Below are 15,015 nucleotides of genomic sequence, written 5' to 3' on the forward strand. Positions count from 1 at the left end.
GGAGCCATGTCTGAGACAATTTTGCCGCGCCGGTTAACCGTTTCGCCGTTCTTTCTCTCTAGAAAGCGAGCCATGAACCGCGTCATTGCCATCGCCGACCGCACGGTCCTTGCGTCGCTAAAGCTGCTCGTGGCGCTCAACGTCCTGTTTTTTCTCTCTTTCCTCATCCTCGCGCTGCTCGCCGCCGGCAAGGCGCGCGCTGAAACCCCGGCCTGCGCTGGCGCCGACATGCTGTCGGCCTTGCAGAAGGACGACCCGGCCAGCTACCGCAAGATCGAGGCCGAAGCGGCCGCGACACCGAACGGCAAGGGCCTATTGTGGAAACTGGAAAAGGCGGGGGAAAGACCGTCCTTCCTGTTCGGCACCATGCACATGACCGACCCGCGTGTGACCACGCTACCGCCCGCCGCGCAGAAGGCCTTCGACGCCGCCGACACTATCGTCATCGAGACCACGGAGGTGCTCGATCAGCAGAAGATGATGGCGGCGTTCCTGAAAGAGCCGGAGCTGATGATGTTCACCGACAGCACCACGCTGTCCTCGCTGCTGTCGCCGGACGATGCGGCGGCGGTGAACAAGGCGCTCGACGCGCGCGGCATCCCGCCGGCGAGTGTCGCCAAGATGAAACCGTGGATGCTGTCGACCATGGTCGCGCTCCCGGCTTGTGAACTGGCCCGCCAGGCCGGCGGCACGCCGGTGCTCGACATCAAGCTTGCGCAGGACGCCAAAGCCTCAGGCAAGGCCGTCGATGGGTTGGAGACCATCGCCGACCAGCTTCGCGCCATGGCCTCGCTGCCGCTCGCTTTTCACATGAAGGGCCTCGTCGACACATTGAAACTCGGCGACAGAATGAGCGACGTCAACGAAACTATGATCGTGCTCTACCAGCGCGGCGACATCGGCATGTTCTGGCCGCTGTTTCGTGCCGTCCTTCCCGGCGGCGAAGACGATTCGGCGGGCTATGCCGCCTTCGAGGAAACCATGATCACCCGCCGCAACAAGGTGATGATCGACCATGCCAGGCCGATCCTCGCTAAGGGCAACGCCTTCATGGCGGTCGGCGCCCTGCACCTTCCGGGCGCGGAAGGCCTGGTCGAGGATTTCCGCAAGGCAGGCTACATTGTCACTGCCGTCGAATAGTTGCACGGTTTAGTTGCGTATCCGGCAAGACGTGATTCGGGGCGATGCGTTCCCGAATCACGGAAGGTTGTCTCAGTACGGGAGGTCGAAAAGGTTTGTTTTTGGCTCGATCTCCGCGAATTTTGCGAGTAAAGTGCGTGCAGACAAACGATTCCAGGCGAAGATTGCCCTGTTTTCGGCGTTTTCGATCTCTAGCGTGAAACCTGTTCAACGATTGCGCGTTGAAGTGTGTTGATTGATACTTTTCATCCACGGAGGACACTTTTATGGCGAATCCAAACGACCCGTACACCACTCCGACACCCCCTCCCAGGTCGGGTGGCGGCGCCACCGGCTGGCTGATCGCCCTGGTTGTCGTTATTCTGGCTATTGTCGCTTACTATGTTTTTGGGAGAAGCGGTGAAGCGCCTGAGCCTGCTGAACCGCCTGCCGCCACGACGCCGGCGCCAGCGCCCGCTGAACCGACGCCTCCTCCGGCAGAGCCTGCGCCAGCCCCGGCACCTGCTGAGCCTGCGCCCGCGCCCGCAGAGCCTGCGCCAGCCCCGGCACCTGCTGAGCCTGCGCCCGCGCCCGCAGAGCCGGCGCCTGCTCCGGCGCCCGCACCAGCCCCGCAGTGATCCGCTGCTGACTCCAAATACGAACGGCCCGCTGAAAAGCGGGCCGTTTTGCTTTAAGCCGTCAGATGGCTGCCGGAGGTGGCCTACATATGGATCGGCTTGAAGAAGGTCGCCAGTGCCGCTTCCTTCACCGCTTCCGACATGGTCGGATGGGCATGGCAGGTGCGGGCAAGATCTTCCGACGAGCCGCCGAACTCCATCAGCACCGCTGCCTCGTGGATCATCTCGCCGGCGCCGAAGCCGACAATGTGGACGCCGAGCACGCGGTCGCTCTGCTTGTCCGCCAAGATCTTCACGAAGCCGTCGGTATGCAGCATGGCGCGCGCCCGGCCATTGGCGGTGAATGGAAACTTGCCGGCCTTGTAGTCGATGCCGGCCGCTTTCAGCTCTTCCTCCGTCTTGCCGACCGAGGCGATTTCCGGACTGGTGTAAACGACGTTCGGGATCACCTCGTAATTCACATGGCCGGCCTGGCCGGCCATGGTCTCGGCCACCGCCACCCCCTCGTCCTCGGCCTTGTGGGCGAGCATCGGCCCGGCGATGACATCGCCGATGGCGTAGATGCCCGGTACATTGGTCTTGAGATGGCCGTCCGTCTTGACTCGACCGCGCTCGTCGACCTCGACGCCGGCCTCCTTCAGCCCAAGACTGTCCGAATAGGCCCGGCGTCCCGTCGCGATCAGCACCGCATCCGCCTCGATCGTCTCGGCAGCCCCCCCCTTGACCGGCTCGAAGGTGACGGTGGCACCCTTCTTGGCCTTGGCGACACCGGTCACCTTGGCGCCGAGCCTGAATTCGATGCCTTGCTTGGACAGCATGCGCTGGAACTGTTTGGCGACTTCGCCGTCCATGCCGCCGAGAATGGTGTCGAGGAACTCGACGACGGTGACCTTGGCGCCGAGCCGCGCCCATACCGAGCCGAGCTCCAGGCCGATGACGCCTCCGCCGACCACGACCAGATGGCCCGGCACCTTGTCCAGCGACAGTGCGCCGGTCGAGGACATGATCACCTTCTCGTCGATGTCGACGTTGACGCCCGGGATGCCGGCGACGTCGGAGCCGGTGGCGATGACGATGTTTTTGGTCTCGATCTCCTCGACCTTGCCATCCTCGCCGGTCACCGACACCTTGCCGGCGGACAAGATCTTGCCGGTGCCGCGAAACGAGTCGATCTTGTTCTTCTTGAACAGGAAGGCGACGCCGTTGACGTTGGACGCCACCGTCGCGTCCTTGTGCGCCATCATCTTCTTCAGGCTCAGCTTCGGCGCGCTGATTTCGACGCCGAGCGTGTCGAAGGAATGGCCGGCCTCGGCGAACACCTCGGAGGCATGGAGCAGCGCCTTGGACGGGATGCAGCCGATATTGAGGCAGGTGCCGCCGAAGGTCGGGTTCTTCTCGACCACCGCCGTTTTCAGGCCGAGCTGTGCCGCCTTGATAGCGCAGACATAGCCGCCTGGCCCCGATCCGATGATAACGACGTCATAAGCCATGTTTTGTCCTTCTGGTCTGGCACTTAGCCTTGGCTGGGATTAGCGGCCGCCGCCCACTTCCAAATTCGCGCCTGTCGTAAAGGACGCCCCGTCCGACAGGAGCCAAAGAATTGCCGCGGCGACCTCTTCGGCGGTTCCCGCCCTTTGCAGGGGCACGGCGTGACGCATCCTCTCGACGCGATCCGGCTGTCCGCCGGAGGCGTGAATTTCGGTATCGATGATGCCTGGGCTGACCGCGTTGACGCGGATGCCTTCGCCGGCCACTTCGCGCGCCAGGCCAATGGTGAAGGAATCGATCGCGCCCTTCGAGGCGGCGTAGTCGACATATTCGCCCGCTCCGCCAATTCTTGCAGCAATCGAGGAAATATTCACGATGGCGCCGCCCTTGCCGCCATGGCTGGTCGACATGCGCTTCACCGCTTCGCGGGCACAGAGCATCGAGCCAATGACGTTGATGCGCATCATGCGCTCCAGCCTTGCTCCGCTCATTTCATCGACACGCGCCCTGCGGTCGACCACGCCAGCATTGTTGACGAGCGCATCGAGCGAGCCGAAGGCGCGATCGATCCTCTCGAACATCGCCTGAATATCGGCCTCGCTGCCGACGTCGCCCCTGATGGCCAGCGCTTCGCCGCCGTCCTGAGCGATCGCCTCGACAAGTGCTGCGGCGGCAGCCTCGTTCGAGGCATAGTTGACCACAACACGATATCCAGCCTTGGCGGCAAGCCTGGATGTGGCGGCGCCGATGCCGCGGCTGCCGCCGGTCACCAGCAGCACTTTTTTGGTCGCGCTCATTCCTGACAGCCCTTTAACGAAAAAACATCCCACGGCACTTTCGAAAACCCATTGGTGCCATAGGCGGCCGACATCTGCAGCGACGGTCCGAGGTCAGGAAAGATCAGGGTCTTCGGGGCATCGACACCTTCGGCCGGCAGCAGGGCGATGTTGCCCTTGTCGTCAGCACTGTAGACGACCCCCTCCCACAAAGTGCAGGCGGCGAGTTCGTCGCCGGTAACGTCGCCTGTCGGGCATTTGTACAACAGCGAACCATGCGGCCGCGCCACGCCTTGCGTCCACATGACGATCCCGTCGAGCACGACATCGTTATCGAGCACCATCTTGAACGTGTTGGTGACCACAGCCGACCCGCCGGTCGGCCTGAAATCGATCTCGGCCGCGTTTTCGGCATCGCCATAGACGGCGAGCTCGAGCGGGCAGGCGGCAAAGGCTGCCGATCCCGTCTGCGCAACGCCGGCCGCGCACAGTGTGAAAAACAATCCGGAGCGCAAACGAGAAGAGATCATTCGGTGGCGCAGATCCATTCCCCGGCACACCTCGACCGGTCCCCTAGAGGTCGAGCACCAGCCGCTCCGGATCCTCCAGGCTTTCCTTGACCCGGACCAGGAAGGTCACCGCTTCCTTACCGTCGACGATGCGGTGATCGTAGGAGAGCGCCAGATACATCATCGGCCGGATCACGATCTGGCCGCCGACCACCACCGGCCGCTCCTGGATCTTGTGCATACCCAGAATGCCCGACTGCGGCGCGTTGAGGATCGGCGTCGACATCAGCGACCCGTAGACGCCGCCATTGGAAATGGTGAAGGTGCCGCCCTGCATATCGGCCACCGACAGCTTGCCGTCACGTGCGGCGACGCCCAGCCGGCCGATCTCCTTCTCGATCTCGGCGATCGACATCTGGTCGGCATCGCGCACCACCGGCACGACGAGGCCTTTTTCGGTGCCGACGGCGACGCCGATATGGGCGTAGTTCTTGAAGATGATGTCGGTGCCGTCGATCTCGGCATTGACGGAAGGGATTTCCTTCAACGCATGGGTGACGGCCTTGGTGAAGAAGCCCATGAAGCCCAGCTTCACGCCGTGCTTCTTCTCGAACACATCCTTGTATTTGGTCCTGAGCGCCATCACCGCGCTCATGTCCACCTCGTTGAAGGTGGTCAGCATGGCGGCGGTCGACTGCGCTTCCTTGAGGCGGCGCGCGATGGTCTGCCGCAACTTGGTCATGCGCACGCGCTCTTCGCGCGACGCGTCGTCGGCCGAGGACGGCGCACGGGCGGCGACGGGCGCAGGCGCCTTCGGTGTCTCGGCCGGTTGCGACGGTGCGCCCCTGGCGATCGCGTCGAGCACGTCGCCCTTCAGCACCTGGCCGCGCTTGCCGGAACCCGGGACCTGGTCGACCGCGAGATTGCTCTCGGCCAGCAGCTTCGCCGCCGCTGGCGCCGGCGGCATTGTGCGCGCCTCGATCGGCCCGGCGTCGCCGGCGATCTTGGCGGTCTCGGCCGCGGCTTGCTTGACGGTGGATGCCGCGGTCGGCGCCGAGGCCTGCGATACCGCGTCCTGCTTTGGTTCGGGAGTTGCCGCCTTCGCGGGTGCTGCCGCTTTTGCCCCGTCGCCCGCCGAAATCATGCCGAGCAAAGCGCCGACTTCGACCGTCTCGCCTTCCTTGACGGCGATTTCGCTAAGCGTTCCCGCGGCCGCGGCCGGCACTTCCACCGTTACCTTGTCGGTTTCGAGCTCGACCAGCGGCTCGTCGGTGGCGATCGCGTCGCCCACCTTCTTGAACCATTTGCCGATGGTCGCCTCGGTGACGGATTCGCCAAGAGTGGGGACGCGGATTTCGGTAGCCATTGTGCCTGTCCGTTTTTCTGTCGGTTCTGTTCTATTCGCCGAGCTCTGTTCTATTCACCGAGCGCGTCTTCGAGCAGGGCGGCAAGCTGGGCGAGATGCTTCGACATCAATCCGGTCGCCGGCGACGCCGCGGCCGGCCGGCCGGTATAGCGCACCCGCTGATGCTTGGCGTCGATATGCGCCAGCACCCATTCCAGATACGGATCGATGAACGACCAGGCGCCCATATTCTTGGGCTCCTCCTGGCACCACACCATCTCGGCGTTGCGGAAGCGTGATAGTTCGGTGATCAGCGCCTTGGCCGGGAACGGATAGAGCTGTTCGACGCGCAGCAGGTAGATGTCGTTGATGCCGCGCTTCTCGCGCTCCTCGTAGAGGTCGTAATAGACCTTGCCCGAGCAGAGCACGACACGGCGGATCTTCGAATCCTTGGTGAGCTTGATCGCCTGGCCGGGGAGCTGCTGGGCATCGTCCCACAACAGCCGGTGGAACGCGCTTTCGCCCGACATCTCCGGCAGCGTCGACACCGCCCGCTTGTGGCGCAGCAGCGACTTCGGCGTCATCAGGATCAGCGGCTTGCGGAAATCCCGCTTCAACTGCCGCCGCAGGATGTGGAAGTAGTTGGCCGGCGTCGTGCAGTAGGCCACTTGCATGTTGTCTTCGGCGCAAAGCTGCAGGAAGCGCTCGAGCCTGGCCGACGAATGCTCCGGCCCCTGGCCTTCATAGCCATGTGGCAGCAGGCAGACGAGGCCCGACATTCTGAGCCACTTGCGCTCGCCCGACGAGATGAACTGGTCGAACACCACCTGGGCGCCATTGGCGAAATCGCCGAACTGGGCTTCCCAAAGCGTCAGCGCCTTCGGCTCGGCCAGGCTGTAGCCATATTCAAAGCCGAGCACGGCCTCTTCCGACAGCATCGAGTTGATGACCTCGAAGCCGGCCTGCGCCGCCGACAGATTGTTGAGCGGGATAAAGCGTGTCTCGTCGCGCTGATCGTAGAGCACGGAGTGGCGTTGCGAGAACGTGCCGCGCTCCGAATCCTGTCCGGAAAGCCGGACCGGATTGCCGTCGAGCAGAATGGCGCCGAAGGCCAGCGCCTCGGCCGTCGACCAGTCGATCCCTTCGCCCGACTCGATCGCCTGGCGGCGATTCTCGAGAAACCGCAGGATCGTCTTGTGCGCCTCGAAATCCTTCGGCACCTCGGTCAGCTTCTTGCCGATCTCCTTCAGCGTCTTGACCGGCACGGCGGTCTTGCCGCGCCGCTGTTCGTCCTGGTTGTCGGCCGTGCGCAGGCCCGACCAGGCGCCATCCAGCCAGTCGGCCTTGTTGGGCTTATAGTGCTGGCCGACCTCGAATTCCTGCTCGAGATGTGCCCGCCAGTCGGCCTTCATCTTGTCGAATTCGGCCTGGGTGATGTGGCCTTCGGCGATCAGCCGGTCGGCATAGATCTGCACCGTCGTCTTATGGTTGCGGATGTTCCGGTACATGATCGGCTGGGTGAACGCCGGTTCGTCGCCCTCATTGTGGCCGAAGCGGCGGTAGCAGAACATGTCGACCACGACGGGCTTGTGGAACTTCATGCGGAATTCGATCGCCACCTTGGTGGCATGGACCACGGCTTCCGGATCGTCGCCATTGACGTGGAAGATCGGCGCCTCGATCATCTTGGCCACATCCGACGGATAGGGCGACGAGCGCGAGAAGCGCGGATTGGTGGTGAAGCCGATCTGGTTGTTGATGATGAAATGCAGCGTGCCGGCGACGCGGTGGCCGCGCAGTCCCGACAGGCCGAGGATTTCGGCAATCACGCCCTGGCCGGCAAACGCGGCGTCGCCGTGCAGGAGCAGCGGCAGCACCTTGGCGCGTTCTTCCAGCGGCACGATCTCCTCGCGGCTGCGGCCGAACAGAGAGTCCTGCTTAGCCCGCGCCTTGCCCATCACCACCGGATCGACGATTTCCAGATGCGAGGGATTGGCGGTCAGCGACAGGTGCACCTTGTTGCCGTCGAACTCGCGGTCCGACGAAGCACCGAGATGGTACTTCACGTCGCCCGAGCCCTCGACCTCGTCGGGTGCGGCCGAGCCGCCCTTGAATTCGTGGAAGATCGCGCGGTGCGGCTTGGCCATCACCTGGGAGAGCACGTTCAGCCGGCCGCGATGCGCCATGCCGAGCACGATCTCCTTCATGCCGAGCTGGCCGCCGCGCTTGACGATCTGCTCCAGCGCCGGGATCAGCGCTTCTGCGCCGTCAAGGCCGAAGCGCTTGGTGCCCTTGTACTTGACGTCGATGAACTGCTCGAAGCCTTCGGCCTCGACCAGCTTCTGCAGGATCGCCCTCTTGCCGGCAGCGGTGAAGGAGATCTCCTTGTCGGTGCCCTCGATGCGCGCCTGGATCCAGGCCTTCTCCTCGGGATCGGAAATATGCATGAACTCGACGCCGAGCGTCGAGCAATAGGTGCGGGTCAATATGTCGAGCATCTGCCGGATGGTGCCGAATTCGAGCCCGAGCACATTGTCGAGGAAGATCGGGCGATCGTAATCGGCTGATGTGAAGCCGTAATTTTCCGGCGACAGCTCGTTGTAATCCTCGAGCTTGGCGATGCCGAGCGGGTCGAGATTGGCGTGCAAATGGCCACGCATGCGGTAGGCGCGGATCATCATGATGGCGCGCACGGAATCACGCGTCGCCTGATGCACGTCTGCATCGGAAAGGGTGACGCCGTTCATCACCGCCTTGTGCTGGACCTTCTTCTCGATGTGCTTCTCGACGATGCCCCAATCGCCGTCGAGCGCCGACACCAACTCACCATTGGCCTGCAGCGGCCACGAGGGCTTCGCCCATGAGGCGCCCTTGGCATTCTTGCGGACATCGCCGGCGTCGTCCTTGAGCGCCGCGAAGAAATCCTGCCATTCGGGATCGACCGAAGCGGGATCGTCCTCATAGGCGGCGTAGAGCGCATCGATATAGTCGGCATTGCCGCCATAGAGGAAAGAGGTAAGCGAAAACTGGTCGTTGGCCTGATCTTGTCTTGCCATGTCACTCAGCGGAGGCTGCGCTCCGTCTCCTTTTTTGGAGGGGAGTAGGGCAGTAAGGGAGTAAGGCAGTAGGGAAAGTAGGCTCTTGCCAACGTTCGTCCCGTCTTCCTATTCCCCTACTCCCATACTGCCCTACTCCCTTACTGCCCTAACCTTTGATCGCCTCGACCAGCGTCGTGCCCAGCCGTGCTGGCGACGGCGATACCTTGATCCCGGCCGATTCCATCGCCGCGATCTTGTCTTCCGCGCCGCCCTTGCCGCCGGAAATCACCGCGCCCGCGTGACCCATGGTGCGGCCGGCCGGGGCCGTACGCCCGGCGATGAAACCGGCCATCGGCTTCTTGCGGCCACGCTTGGCTTCGTCCTTGAGGAACTGCGCGGCGTCTTCCTCGGCCGAGCCACCGATCTCGCCGATCATGATGATCGACTGGGTCTCGTCGTCGGCGAGGAACATCTCCAGCACGTCGATGAACTCCGTGCCTTTGACGGGGTCGCCACCGATGCCGACGGCGGTGGTCTGGCCGAGGCCGACATTGGTGGTCTGGAACACTGCCTCATAGGTAAGCGTTCCCGAGCGGGAAACAACGCCGACCGAGCCCTTGCGGAAGATGTTGCCGGGCATGATGCCGATCTTGCATTCGTTGGGAGTCAGGACGCCGGGGCAGTTGGGGCCGATCAGTCGCGATGTCGAGCGGTCGAGCCGCGCCTTGACCTTGATCATGTCGATCACCGGGATGCCCTCGGTGATGCAGATGATCAGCGGGATCTCGGCTTCGATCGCTTCCAGGATCGCTTCGGCCGCCCCTGCCGGCGGCACATAGACGACGGAAGCATTGGCACCGGTCGTTGCCTTGCCTTCGGCAACCGTAGAAAAGATCGGCAGGCTCTCGCCCTTGGCGCCGGTCCACGTTTCGCCGCCCTTCTTCGGGTGGATGCCGCCGACCATTTTTGTCCCATGATAGGCCAGCGCCTGTTCGGTGTGGAACGTGCCGGTCTTGCCGGTCAGGCCCTGCACGAGCACCTTGGTGTTCTTGTCGACGAGAATGGACATTTTTGCGACCTGATCAGTGAGTGCGGAAGGGGTTGATGGCGACCACAGAGCCATAAACCTGCCCGTGGTTGAGGTCTTCGGTGTAAAGTGTCTTGACGCCAAGGCGCTCGGCGGCGGCGATGATTGCGCCATCCCAATATGAAATCTGGTAGCGTTGGGAGTTCTCGATGCCCCGCATGACGACCGCGCTATCCAAATCCTGGCAGGGCTTCATCGAGATCGCTGCGACCCACTCAGCCGCCTTCGCTGGCGCCAGTGTGACATCCGCTCGTTTGGTTACGTTCACATAGAACTCCTGCAGCACCTGTGCGGAGGTCGAATAGTCTTCCTTGGCGATCAACTTTACGGCGCGCTCGTACTTCGCGCGCTCGGATTTGTGTCCGATGGCGGCATAGACGAGAACGTTTGTGTCGAGGAAGCACTCAGCGGTCATAGAGAACTTCCCGGTTCCACTTCTTACCGCCCATGTCGCCTGCCGCCTCGCGGGCAAGCTTCAGCAGGGCTTGCCGTGCCTCGTCCTTGGCGCGCCGCTTCGTGGCCACTGTCGCGAAAAACTCCCGCACCATGGCATTGACGGTCGTTCGCTGTTCGGCAGCCACCAGCTTGACCTGCTCCAGAACCTCATCTTCGACCGCCAGAGTGATATTCTTCATTTCGCTCTTCTCCTGCAAACATCACACGGTATATGTGTAACTGTGTAGCATTCGCAAGTTTCTACAGTCGCTTGAGGTCGGCGACGGTGAGGTCGCTCTTGGCGTTGCCGGTGTTGAGCGTCGTCGCCGGCTCGAACATCAGCACCACCGGCTCCTCGCTCAGCGAGCGCGGCCGATGCTCGACGGACCGCGGCACGACGATGAACTCGCCGCTGCCAAGCTCCACCGTGCCGTCGCGGAAATCGATGGCGATGCGGCCGCGCAGCACGAGGAACGCCTCGTCCTCATTGTCATGCGCGTGCCAGTCGAAGACATCGCCGAACTTGGCGATCTTGACCTGGGCGTCATTGACGTCGCCGGCGATATGGGGATCGAAGACCTTTTTGATCTTCTGATCCGCCGCCTCGACCAGATTTATCTTGTGCGGAGGCACCAGATCAGCCCTTCACCGCCGCCACGATCTTCTTGGCAGCGTCGTCGAGGTCGTCGGCCGAGACGACGTTGAGCCCGCTGTCGTTGATGATCTTCTTGCCGAGCTCGGCATTGGTGCCTTCAAGCCGCACCACCAGCGGCACTTGCAGCCCGACTTCCTTGACTGCTGCGATCACGCCCTCGGCGATGATGTCGCACTTCATGATGCCGCCGAAGATGTTGATCAGGATGCCCTTGACCGCCGGATCCTTGGTTATGATCTTGAACGCCGCCGTCACCTTCTCTTTCGACGCGCCGCCGCCGACATCGAGGAAGTTGGCGGGCTCGGCGCCGTAGAGCTTGATGATATCCATCGTCGCCATGGCGAGGCCGGCGCCGTTGACCATGCAGCCGATATTGCCGTCGAGAGCGACATAGGCGAGGTCGTATTTCGACGCCTCGATCTCCTTCTCGTCCTCTTCGGTAATGTCGCGCAGCTCCATCGCGTCGGGATGGCGGAACAGCGCGTTGTTGTCGAATGACACTTTTGCGTCGAGCACGCGCAGCCGGCCGTTTTTCATGACGATCAGCGGGTTGACCTCAAGCAGGCTCATGTCCTTCTCCAGAAAGGCCTTGTAGAGGATCGGGAACAGTGTCTCGCCGTCCTTGGCGGCGTCGCCGTCGAGCTTCAGCGCGCCGTTGAGTTCTTTCAAATCATTCGCCGTTATGCCTTTTTCCGGGTCGATGGCGACGGTGATGATCTTTTCCGGCGTGTCGTGGGCGACCGCCTCGATGTCCATGCCGCCCTCGGTCGAGACAACGAAGGCGATGCGGCCGACGGAGCGGTCGACCAGCAGCGACAAATAGAGCTCGCGCTCGATGTCGGCGCCATCCTCGATGTAGAGGCGGTTGACCTGCTTGCCCGCCGGGCCGGTCTGCTTGGTGACCAGCGTATGGCCAAGCATTTCCTTGGCGTTGGCGACGACCTCGGCCACCGATTTCGCCAGCCGCACGCCGCCCTTGGCGTCGGGACCGAGTTCCCTAAACTTGCCCTTGCCGCGGCCGCCGGCATGGATCTGGCTCTTCACCACATAGAGCGGGCCGGGCAGTGCCTTGGCGGCAGCTTCCGCCTCGCTTGCCCTAAACACCGGCACGCCTTCGGCCACCGGTGCGCCAAAGCCCTTCAGCAGCGCCTTGCCCTGATATTCATGGATGTTCATGCTAGATATCTCCGGGTCACTTGGCGGCGAGTTGCGGAGCGATCTTGACGCAGGCCTCGCACAGGCCCTGCACCGCCGCCACCGAATTGTCGAACATCTTCTGCTCTGGTCTGCTGAGCTCGATCTCGATGATGCGCTCGACGCCGCCGGCGCCGATCACCACCGGCACGCCGACATAGGTGTTCTTGACACCATACTGGCCGGAGAGATGCGCGGCACAGGGCAGCACGCGTTTCTTGTCCTTGAGATAGGCTTCAGCCATGGCGATCGCGGAGGCGGCCGGTGCGTAGAAGGCCGAGCCGGTCTTAAGCAGGCCGACGATCTCGGCGCCGCCGTCGCGGGTGCGCTGCACGATCTGGTCGAGCTTTTCCTTCGATGTCCAGCCCATCTTGACGAGGTCGGGCAGCGGGATGCCGGCAACGGTCGAATAGCGGATCATCGGCACCATGGAATCGCCATGGCCGCCGAGCACGAAAGCGGTGACATCCTCGACCGAGACCTTGAATTCCTCGGCCAGGAAATAGCGGAAGCGCGAACTGTCCAGCACGCCGGCCATGCCGACGACATGGCTCTTCGGCAGGCCGGAAAACTTCTGCAGCGCCCAGACCATGGCGTCGAGCGGGTTGGTGATGCAGATGACAAAGGCTTTCGGCGCGTATTTCTTGAGACCCGCGCCAACCTGCTCCATGACCTTCAGATTGATGCCGAGAAGGTCGTCGCGGCTCATGCCGGGCTTGCGCGGCACGCCGGCGGTGACGATGCAGACGTCGGCGCCCTCTATGCCGGCGTAATCGTTGACACCGGTCAGCCTGGAATCGAAACCATCGACCGGCGACGACTGCGCGATATCCAGCCCCTTGCCTTGCGGGATGCCCTCGGCGATATCGAACAGCACAACGTCGCCGAGATCCTTGAGGCCGATCATGTGGGCGAGCGTGCCGCCGATCATGCCCGAGCCGATGAGCGCTATCTTGTTGCGTGCCATGTCAGGATGTTTTCCCTTTAGACTGTGACGGCGCCCAAATCCTTCACGAATTTGATAACGGCGCCGAGGAAGGAGGCCGGAATGCTGCGGGGAAGCCGCAGGATTTCGCCGCACCCAATAGCCCCGGGGCAAAAGAAATTCAAACGATTATTTCGGAGTGAATAATTTCAATCGGTTAGAAACAATGGGAGTTACGTAAACGTCAAAAGAATAAAGCCGACTTTGGGATATTTACACAATGAAGATGGAATAAGAAGGCTGCTTCCCGGCGATGACGCCCTTGTGATGCGAGCGCCAAATCTCCCCCCTTGAGGGGGAGATGTCGCCGAAGGCGACAGAGGGGGTCGCTGCGCGTGAAGCACCGGCGCCATCTGCGCCGAACCCGGTCGGACCGACCCCCTTCTGGCCTGCCGGCCATCTCCCCCTCGAGGAGGGAGATAAGCCGCCACGCCGGGTTTCGCCAATCGCCAGAAGGGTGGCGAAACTAGATCTCTAAGCCTGCGCCTGCTGCGCTTCCGGCGGCCACACCTTCGCCTTCTGCCGCTCCGTCCAATCCTCCAGCCAGTCGTGGCTCTGCATCTCGATCAGCCGTGACGCCGTGCGCTCGAACTCGAAGACCTCGGTGCCGCGCTTGGCCGTATACAGCTGCGTTGGTGGCGCAGCGGCGCTCACCACCAGCCGCACATGATGGTCGTAGAGCGTGTCGATCAGCAGGATGAAGCGCTTGGCTTCGTTGCGTCTGCCTTCGCCGAGCACCGGCACATGGTCGATGAAAATGGTCGAGAAGCGGCCGGCAATGGCCAGGAAATCACGGGCACCGTGCGGTTTTTCGCAAAGATCGGCAAAGGAAAACCGCGCTGCTTCGCCGGCAGCACGCGGCACCACGACCTGCCGGCCCTTTACCGTCAATGCCGCCTCGGCGGTCGGCCGGCCACGCGTCATCACTTCCCAGGCCTCGTCGAGGACAGCATCGGCGGCGGCATCGTCAGGGGTGACATAGACCGGCAGGCGGCTCAGCTTGTCTAGCCGATAGTCCTTGTCGGCATCCAGCGCCAGCACCTGCGCATGCCGCTCCAGGATGCCGATGAAGGGCAGGAAAAGCTTGCGGTTCAAGCCCTCCCGGTAGAGATCCTGCGGCGCGACATTGGACGTGGCGACCAGCACGACGCCGTTGGCAAACAGCGCCGAGAACAGCCGGGACAGGATCATCGCGTCGGCGATGTCGGTGACGGAAAACTCGTCGAAGCACAGCACCCAGGCTTCGTCGGCCAGCGCGCGGGCCACCGGCGCGATCGGGTCGTCCTCGCTGACGGCGCCCTCTTTACGCGCCTGCCGGTGCTTCTGGATGCGATCCTGCACATCGGCCATGAAGTCATTGAAATGCACACGGCGCTTGCGCCTGACCGGCACCAGCTCGAAGAACATGTCCATCAGCATGGTCTTGCCGCGGCCGACGCCGCCATGGATGTAGAGGCCCTTGACGGCCCCGCGCGTTTCACGCTTGCGGGCGAACAGCCAGCCCAGCGCGCTCGATTTGTGCGCCAACCGCTTTGCCGAAATCTCGTCGACCAGCCGGTCGAGTGCAGCGACGATCCGCTCCTGTGCCGGATCGCGGTCGATCAGGCCCGTATCGACCAAATGGTCGTAGCGCTGCCGGACGGTCGCATGGGTCTGAAGGCCGTCACGCAGATGCATCGGTCACGTCGTTCTGGAAGCAATTCCAGGAAAAGCGGTTTTCCGTCCGGAATTGCGTAAAAACAATAA

The 15,015-nt window shown here is 62.8% G+C and carries 13 protein-coding genes; 1 reads left to right on the forward strand and 12 read right to left on the reverse strand.

Features of this window, described 5'->3' with window-relative positions; all coding sequences use genetic code 11:
* Nucleotides 1-72 precede the first annotated feature (72 nt).
* Nucleotides 73-1,140, forward strand: a complete 1,068-nt coding sequence (locus NKH12_RS03250; RefSeq protein WP_352951868.1) for a TraB/GumN family protein — start codon at nucleotides 73-75, stop codon at nucleotides 1,138-1,140.
* Nucleotides 1,141-1,840: 700 nt separating this feature from the next.
* Here NKH12_RS03250 and lpdA read toward each other — a convergent pair.
* The 12 genes from lpdA to zapE form a co-directional block, all read right to left on the reverse strand.
* Nucleotides 1,841-3,247 carry a dihydrolipoyl dehydrogenase gene (gene lpdA, locus NKH12_RS03255; RefSeq protein WP_352951869.1) on the reverse strand — a complete coding sequence of 469 codons (1,407 nt, stop codon included), beginning with the start codon at nucleotides 3,245-3,247 and terminating at the stop codon, nucleotides 1,841-1,843.
* A gap of 39 nt (nucleotides 3,248-3,286) precedes the next feature.
* On the reverse strand, nucleotides 3,287-4,042 hold the full coding sequence (locus NKH12_RS03260) for an SDR family oxidoreductase (protein WP_352951870.1): 756 nt from the start codon (nucleotides 4,040-4,042) through the stop codon (nucleotides 3,287-3,289).
* A complete protein-coding gene (locus tag NKH12_RS03265; protein WP_352951871.1) occupies nucleotides 4,039-4,551 on the reverse strand; it encodes a hypothetical protein in 513 nt (170 codons plus the stop codon). Before NKH12_RS03265 ends, NKH12_RS03260 begins: the two co-directional genes overlap by 4 nt.
* Before the next feature lie 43 nt (nucleotides 4,552-4,594).
* Nucleotides 4,595-5,896, reverse strand: coding sequence for a 2-oxoglutarate dehydrogenase complex dihydrolipoyllysine-residue succinyltransferase (gene odhB / locus NKH12_RS03270; RefSeq protein ID WP_352951872.1), 1,302 nt, complete (start codon nucleotides 5,894-5,896; stop codon nucleotides 4,595-4,597).
* Between the two features lie 50 nt (nucleotides 5,897-5,946).
* A complete protein-coding gene (locus NKH12_RS03275) occupies nucleotides 5,947-8,931 on the reverse strand; it encodes a 2-oxoglutarate dehydrogenase E1 component (protein ID WP_352951873.1) in 2,985 nt (994 codons plus the stop codon).
* Nucleotides 8,932-9,079: 148 nt separating this feature from the next.
* Nucleotides 9,080-9,982 (reverse strand): succinate--CoA ligase subunit alpha, encoded by a 903-nt coding sequence (gene sucD / locus NKH12_RS03280; protein WP_123148796.1) that lies wholly within the window; start codon nucleotides 9,980-9,982, stop codon nucleotides 9,080-9,082.
* Nucleotides 9,983-9,995: 13 nt separating this feature from the next.
* On the reverse strand, nucleotides 9,996-10,415 hold the full coding sequence (locus tag NKH12_RS03285) for a PIN domain-containing protein (protein WP_352951874.1): 420 nt from the start codon (nucleotides 10,413-10,415) through the stop codon (nucleotides 9,996-9,998).
* Entirely contained in the window at nucleotides 10,405-10,635 is a 231-nt protein-coding gene (locus NKH12_RS03290; protein WP_352951875.1) for a hypothetical protein, read from the reverse strand. Before NKH12_RS03290 ends, NKH12_RS03285 begins: the two co-directional genes overlap by 11 nt.
* Nucleotides 10,636-10,696: 61 nt before the next feature.
* Nucleotides 10,697-11,068 (reverse strand): cupin domain-containing protein, encoded by a 372-nt coding sequence (locus NKH12_RS03295; RefSeq protein WP_254017006.1) that lies wholly within the window; start codon nucleotides 11,066-11,068, stop codon nucleotides 10,697-10,699.
* A 4-nt stretch (nucleotides 11,069-11,072) separates the two neighbouring features.
* Entirely contained in the window at nucleotides 11,073-12,266 is a 1,194-nt protein-coding gene (sucC, locus tag NKH12_RS03300) for an ADP-forming succinate--CoA ligase subunit beta (protein WP_352951876.1), read from the reverse strand.
* A 16-nt stretch (nucleotides 12,267-12,282) separates the two neighbouring features.
* On the reverse strand, nucleotides 12,283-13,251 hold the full coding sequence (gene mdh / locus NKH12_RS03305) for a malate dehydrogenase (protein ID WP_352951877.1): 969 nt from the start codon (nucleotides 13,249-13,251) through the stop codon (nucleotides 12,283-12,285).
* Nucleotides 13,252-13,743: 492 nt separating this feature from the next.
* Nucleotides 13,744-14,946, reverse strand: coding sequence for a cell division protein ZapE (gene zapE / locus NKH12_RS03310; protein ID WP_352951878.1), 1,203 nt, complete (start codon nucleotides 14,944-14,946; stop codon nucleotides 13,744-13,746).
* Nucleotides 14,947-15,015: the final 69 nt, after the last annotated feature.

It is taken from the genome of Mesorhizobium sp. M1322 (assembly GCF_040318085.1).
GTDB lineage: Bacteria > Pseudomonadota > Alphaproteobacteria > Rhizobiales > Rhizobiaceae > Mesorhizobium.

Bases quoted from the DNA above. Each gene is read 5' to 3' on its own strand.
- NKH12_RS03250 (WP_352951868.1), top strand. From the start codon at position 73: ATGAACCGCGTCATTGCCATCGCCGACCGCACGGTCCTTGCGTCGCTA.
- NKH12_RS03285 (WP_352951874.1), bottom strand. From the start codon at position 10,415: ATGACCGCTGAGTGCTTCCTCGACACAAACGTTCTCGTCTATGCCGCC.
- sucD (WP_123148796.1), bottom strand. From the start codon at position 9,982: ATGTCCATTCTCGTCGACAAGAACACCAAGGTGCTCGTGCAGGGCCTG.
- sucC (WP_352951876.1), bottom strand. From the start codon at position 12,266: ATGAACATCCATGAATATCAGGGCAAGGCGCTGCTGAAGGGCTTTGGC.
- zapE (WP_352951878.1), bottom strand. From the start codon at position 14,946: ATGCATCTGCGTGACGGCCTTCAGACCCATGCGACCGTCCGGCAGCGC.
- NKH12_RS03260 (WP_352951870.1), bottom strand. From the start codon at position 4,042: ATGAGCGCGACCAAAAAAGTGCTGCTGGTGACCGGCGGCAGCCGCGGC.
- odhB (WP_352951872.1), bottom strand. From the start codon at position 5,896: ATGGCTACCGAAATCCGCGTCCCCACTCTTGGCGAATCCGTCACCGAG.
- NKH12_RS03275 (WP_352951873.1), bottom strand. From the start codon at position 8,931: ATGGCAAGACAAGATCAGGCCAACGACCAGTTTTCGCTTACCTCTTTC.
- NKH12_RS03290 (WP_352951875.1), bottom strand. From the start codon at position 10,635: ATGAAGAATATCACTCTGGCGGTCGAAGATGAGGTTCTGGAGCAGGTC.
- lpdA (WP_352951869.1), bottom strand. From the start codon at position 3,247: ATGGCTTATGACGTCGTTATCATCGGATCGGGGCCAGGCGGCTATGTC.
- NKH12_RS03265 (WP_352951871.1), bottom strand. From the start codon at position 4,551: ATGATCTCTTCTCGTTTGCGCTCCGGATTGTTTTTCACACTGTGCGCG.
- mdh (WP_352951877.1), bottom strand. From the start codon at position 13,251: ATGGCACGCAACAAGATAGCGCTCATCGGCTCGGGCATGATCGGCGGC.